The organism is Exiguobacterium sp. A1_3_1, from assembly GCF_048985645.1.
In the GTDB taxonomy this organism is placed as follows: Bacteria; Bacillota; Bacilli; order Exiguobacteriales; family Exiguobacteriaceae; genus Exiguobacterium_A; species Exiguobacterium_A indicum.
In genome coordinates this window covers 1-5,455 of the sequence record NZ_WBYY01000200.1, presented here as the reverse complement: position 1 = coordinate 5,455, position 5,455 = coordinate 1, and the positions used below count along the sequence as shown (strand labels likewise).

At 43.4% G+C, this 5,455-nt stretch carries 6 protein-coding genes and 1 pseudogene; 6 read left to right on the top strand and 1 reads right to left on the bottom strand.

Going from position 1 to position 5,455, the window contains the following annotated elements; all coding sequences use genetic code 11:
* Nucleotides 1-313: pseudogene (locus tag F8N00_RS15925) on the top strand (hypothetical protein); the annotation flags it as partial.
* Between the two features lie 199 nt (nucleotides 314-512).
* The gene (locus F8N00_RS15920) at nucleotides 513-740 is read left to right on the top strand and encodes a hypothetical protein (RefSeq protein WP_058265896.1); all 228 of its coding nucleotides are present in this window, start codon (nucleotides 513-515) and stop codon (nucleotides 738-740) included.
* A 363-nt stretch (nucleotides 741-1,103) separates the two neighbouring features.
* On the opposite strand, the gene F8N00_RS15915 is transcribed toward F8N00_RS15920, so the two are convergent.
* Entirely contained in the window at nucleotides 1,104-2,906 is a 1,803-nt protein-coding gene (locus F8N00_RS15915) for a type I phosphomannose isomerase catalytic subunit (protein ID WP_421018555.1), read from the bottom strand.
* A gap of 147 nt (nucleotides 2,907-3,053) precedes the next feature.
* On the opposite strand from F8N00_RS15915, the gene F8N00_RS15910 reads away from it, so the two are divergent.
* The 4 genes from F8N00_RS15910 to F8N00_RS15895 form a co-directional block, all read left to right on the top strand.
* Complete coding sequence (locus F8N00_RS15910) at nucleotides 3,054-3,350, top strand: PTS sugar transporter subunit IIB (RefSeq protein ID WP_023468230.1); 297 nt, start codon at nucleotides 3,054-3,056, stop codon at nucleotides 3,348-3,350.
* A 5-nt stretch (nucleotides 3,351-3,355) separates the two neighbouring features.
* The gene (locus tag F8N00_RS15905; protein ID WP_058265898.1) at nucleotides 3,356-3,685 is read left to right on the top strand and encodes a PTS lactose/cellobiose transporter subunit IIA; all 330 of its coding nucleotides are present in this window, start codon (nucleotides 3,356-3,358) and stop codon (nucleotides 3,683-3,685) included.
* 15 nt (nucleotides 3,686-3,700) lie between these two features.
* Nucleotides 3,701-5,038 carry a PTS cellobiose transporter subunit IIC gene (celB, locus tag F8N00_RS15900; protein ID WP_421018554.1) on the top strand — a complete coding sequence of 446 codons (1,338 nt, stop codon included), beginning with the start codon at nucleotides 3,701-3,703 and terminating at the stop codon, nucleotides 5,036-5,038.
* Between the two features lie 41 nt (nucleotides 5,039-5,079).
* Nucleotides 5,080-5,455, top strand: a 376-nt coding sequence (locus F8N00_RS15895) for a family 1 glycosylhydrolase (RefSeq protein WP_421018553.1), incomplete at its 3' end; no start/stop codon positions are given.

Here is a 5,455-nt window from a genome sequence, read left to right as displayed (position 1 = left end):
GAAAGAATCCACATCTAAATCAAAAACGATTCATGCGAAGGGGACAACATTTGCCATTTCGATCACTGGTTCATTTGATACCGCACTTCGTGAGGAGGCAGAAAGGCAAGTCTTTAAAACTATCACGTCTATGACGTCAACCGTTTCATCGAGTAAGGGGACATGGAGACAGCTTGGATATACCGCTACTTTGATGGATGGCGGAAGAACATACGATGTGACGGTCGGTGGAGAATTCATTCAACATGGTATTTCTTCCACACACAACATTCCTCTGGAGTTTTATTGTAGTGCAGAAGGTGTGATTAATTAGTTCAAAGTAGCAGGGGAAGAGACATTGATCTGTATCCTATAAGGCAGTAAAAAGACACTTACACATCATGTAAGCTTCTTTTTTACTGCTTTTATACGTAAAGGAGAAGATTCAATCGACACGTGATTTCGACATTTTTTCACAAAAATCATCCGTATGATATACTAATTTATGTAAAATTGTAAAAGAGGTGAATGACATGGATGATAAAACACAAAAGATTTTACGGATGTGGCTGAGTATTCCGAGATGGATGCGTAATTTCGTTCCGGTTCTCCTATCGTTACTTGTTGTGCTCGGTGCCATTTTTAAAGGGATAGAGATGCTGATTCATCCTACTTCACTCTCGATCTCACTTTCGGATCTACTGATTTGTTTCATCCCATCCCTTGTTTTAACTGTAGTGATTATAAAAAATACGAAGTAATCGACAGAACACTTATATGTATAAAGGAGATGAGACGATGGATTCGCGTAAGAAAAAAGTATATTTTGTTGGATATATTCTCTTTTTAATCGTGTTATTGATAGATTATTTGTTCGTCCCGAATACAGCATTTTATTCTGTCTTGTGGGTACTGCTTGGTCTTTTTTTAGTATTTAACATTTTTCTGTTCTTCCTTAAACCCAAAACGGATTGAGAACGAGCTGAAGTCATTTTTAGCAATTCGCTGCTCTAAAAAATAGCTATATTCAAATAGATAGGATGTATACAAAGAGGGTGATCCATTTCAATAACGGAATGGATCACCCTCTTTGCTTTGATTAAATAAGGTAAGTGATGTGGTGCTTACTCTACTCCATCTAGAGCAGCAGCTCCGATGACGCCTGCCTGTCCTTTCAATTCGGCAAGACGGATATCGACCTTTGTACGAAGGGAAGGATATACGAGTTCGCGAACACGTTCCTGTAACGCTTCCCAGTATAAATCAGCAGATCCCGTAACACCTCCTCCAACGACGATGACTTCCGGATCAATCGTGTGAATGATGTTTGCAAGTCCAGTTGCTAAATGATTTATAAAACGATCCCTCTCTTGCGGATGGGCGAGTAATCGCTCGATGGACGAGGCGTGTCGTTCGTTAGCTCGTGACTGTAGTGCTGTACCACTGGCATATCCTTCGAGAGAACCTTTGTTCAACACAGGATGCAGTGGACCCGATGAGTCGATAATCGTATTGCCAATCTCACCAGCGTATCCATTTGCTCCACGGATTAGTTGTTTCATATAGACATAACCTCCACCGATTCCTGTACTGACGGTCACATAGTAGACAGATGATGAGTGACGTCCCGCGCCGTATAACGCTTCACCTAGAGCCGCGGCATTGGCATCGTTCTCGAGAAAGACGGGTAAGTCGAATGCGGAGGAAAGTGGGGTAACCAAGTCGACTTCATCCCATCCTGGTAAATTTGGTGGAGATAACAGAAGTCCAGTCTTCGTATCGAGTGGACCAGGCGCGGCAATTCCGATGTTCGACAGGTGAAATTCCTCTGAAAAAACTTGAATGGCGTACTCGATATTTGAAAGCGTCTGGGATGGACCTGCTTTAGGATTGGTCGGAAACGACAATTGTTTAACGATTTTATGTTGATCGATCACAGCGACACGTGTTTGCGTTCCACCGAGGTCGATACCGATTCGATGAGGCGTTGTCATTTTAAGAGAAGGACCAGTGATCAAGACGAGACCGTTTCCTTGGATGAGAAAGGTGCTATTTGCCGGAAGAATCGCAGTTGCTCCGACAGACAAGAGGACGTGGTCCAATTCAATCGTACCTTCGATGACCGTGATGACGCGAAACAGACAGCTTGCTTCTAAAGTATATGTCTGCCTGATCGACCACTCTTCGACAAAGAAGTCGGGTGTTTGTGTCAATCTTTTACGAAAAGGAGTGAGCATGACGGCAGGTTCCGTGTACTGGAAATGAGGAAAACGAATGATACGACGGGCTTGTTCAAGATGAAGCGGGCGTACCTTTCCCGTCACCGGATCAGACCGGTCGTAATCAAATAGTCGATAGGTCGTATCTGAATTTTGTTGAATTTCAAGGACGACACATCCTTTTGTTAACGCGTGCACTGTGCCAGCAGGTACATAGATAAAATCACCTTTAGCGATTGGCACATGCTGAAGAGACTGCAATAAAGTACCCTGATGAATGGTCTCATCAAAGTTGTTTAAGGAGGTTAACGAATGACCATAGATAAGGACGGCGTCTTCTGGACAATCTAAGATGTACCAGCATTCATTTTTACCAAATGGCTGCTTTTCAAAACGATTGGCATCCTTGTCGTTTGGATGGACTTGAACGGATAAATCCTCCGAGGCATCGATCCATTTTACCAATAGTGGAAAATCAGAGTCGGTCTCCATACCAAAAATTTCAGGGTGATTTGACCATAGTTTTTCTAAGGTGAGTCCCGTCATTGGTCCAGTCTGGACGCGTGACATGCCGTTTGGATGACTTGCTACTGTCCAGACTTCTCCCGTCCGTTGTTCTTTAGGTATCGAAAATCCATACTCTTGAAGCTTCTGTCCGCCCCAAATTCGTTCTTTTGAAAGGGGAGTAAGATAAATCGGTTTTGTCATACAAATTCCTCCTTCATCTTATTTTCAATAACAACTCTACACTTTTATAAAATAAAAATAAACAAATTAATTATCAAGTATAGACATGAATGAATTAATCCGTATAATCAAATGTGTAAGCGATTACAAATGAGGAGGGAATTGTAGATGAGAAAAATCATGTTGGCGTGTAGTTCAGGAATGTCGACGAGCATTTTGGTGTCGAAGATGCAAGAACATGCGAAGGGACTCGGAGAAGAAGCTAAAATTTGGGCAGTCGGACAAGATCAGGCGATGAAGGAGATGTCTGGTGCAGATGTCATCTTGATTGGACCACAAATGCGATTTCTATTATCAAAATTTCAGCAAGCGACAGACAAACCGGTCGAAGTCATCGATATGATGGCGTATGGAATGGCAGACGGAAAAGCAGCTTACGAACAAGCTGTGAAGTTGATGGGGTGATCGATATGCAGACGAATGAACAGACGATGGAGCAAATCGCGTTCACGATGATCTTACACAGTGGAAATGCGAGAAGTACGATTCGTGAAGCGATCGAAGTGTATAAAGATGGCACGTTTGAAGACTTCGACCAATTATTATCAAGTGCAAGAGCGCAATTACAAGAAGCACACCAAGTTCACTTTAGTCAGGTTCAAAAGGAAGCAAGCGGTGAGCCGACGACGCTCTCCTTATTGTTATTACATGCAGAAGATCACCTGATGTCGACGCAGACGATGCTTGATTTAACGACCGGACTCATCGAACTCATGGAACATAAGTTTTCCCAAAAATGATAAGGAGTGTTTAAGATGACTGAGAATAGTAAGTGGTTTGATTTGCTAAGTCGTTTTTTGATGCCGATGGCGGCATTTTTAAACAATAGTCGATATTTGCAGACATTACGTGATGCATTCATGCTTGCTTTTCCGATTACGATGTTTGGTTCCTTAATTGTCGTCGTCGCGAATTTACCGTTCCTTGATAAGTTCATGTCTCCGGGTGTACTAGATGCCTTTAAGACATCACTTGGAAACGCTCCATCCGCCACAATGGGCATCATGTCATTGTTCGTCGTATTCGGTATCGGTTATTATCTGTCTAAAAGTTATGAGGTCGAAGCTGTTTTCGGTGGCGTCATTGCACTTGTTTCGTTTTTATTACTTACTCCTTTCTTTGTATCAGTCGAAAATGTCGCCGAACCAGTCGGCAATGTCATTCCACTCGACCGTCTCGGCGCAAAAGGCATGTTCCTAGCCATGATCACAGGATTCCTAGCAGGAGAGATCTATCGCTTCATCGTTCAAAAAAACTGGACGATCAAAATGCCTGCCGGTGTGCCGACAGCTGTCGCCAAATCATTCTCAGCACTCGTCCCGGCATTACTTACGCTCACCGTATTCCTTGGCATTAACATTGCCGTCACTTCACTGTTAGATACGAACTTACACGATCTCATCTTCAATCTTGTTCAAAAACCACTTGTTAATCTAGGGAACGGACTCTTCCCGACATTAATCGCCATCTTCTTCGTGCAACTATTCTGGTTTTTTGGACTGCACGGACAAGTCATCGTCAACTCGGTCATGGACCCGATTTGGAACACACTCTCTCTTGAAAACTTGAATGCGTACACGTCAAACGGAGAAATCCCGAACATCATCAGTAAACAATTCATTGAAATCTATACGGTTGGGATCGGGGGTTCCGGTTCAACACTCGCTGTCGTTGTTGCCATCTTGTTATTCATGCGATCGAAACAAATGAAACAAATCGGAAAACTGTCAATTGGACCTGGTATTTTCAACGTTAATGAACCCATGATCTTTGGACTTCCTATCGTCATGAACCCATTGATCATGATTCCATGGATCGTCGCACCGCTGATTACGGTGACCGTGACGTACTTCGCGATGTCAACGGGGATCGTCCCACCTCCGACCGGTGTTGCGGTACCGTGGACTGTCCCGATGTTCATCAGTGGAATGATGGCAACCAATTCGTTAGCTGGTGGATTGCTACAATTAGTCAACTTTGCAATCATCATGGCAGTCTGGTTCCCGTTCCTCGTCTTCATTGACCGTTTGAATTTGAAGAAAGAACGGGAAGAAGCGAATACTACTCAAGAAAAAAATCAACAGATCGGATAACGTATACCGGATGAGTGAAAAATGAGAGATAGGATGTGCTAATGATGAATCAGATAGAGAACAAGACGACTACGATTAAAAAGTATGATTTTCCGACGGATTTCTGGTGGGGGACAGCTGCCTCTGCGACACAAATGGAAGGAGCCGCCTATGAAGGTGGAAAAGGTCCGAACATTTGGGATCACTGGTACGAGGTCGAACCGAACCGCTTCTTTGATGGTGTCAGTGCTTCAGTAGCATCTGACTTTTACTATCAATACAAACAAGACATTGCCTTGATGAAAGAGCTCGGGCACAATTCGTTTCGACTATCGATTTCTTGGTCGCGTCTATTTCCAACGGGAGAAGGAACCATCAATCCGGAAGCGGTCGATTTCTACAATCTGTCTCTTATACACATCTCCGAGCCCACGAGAC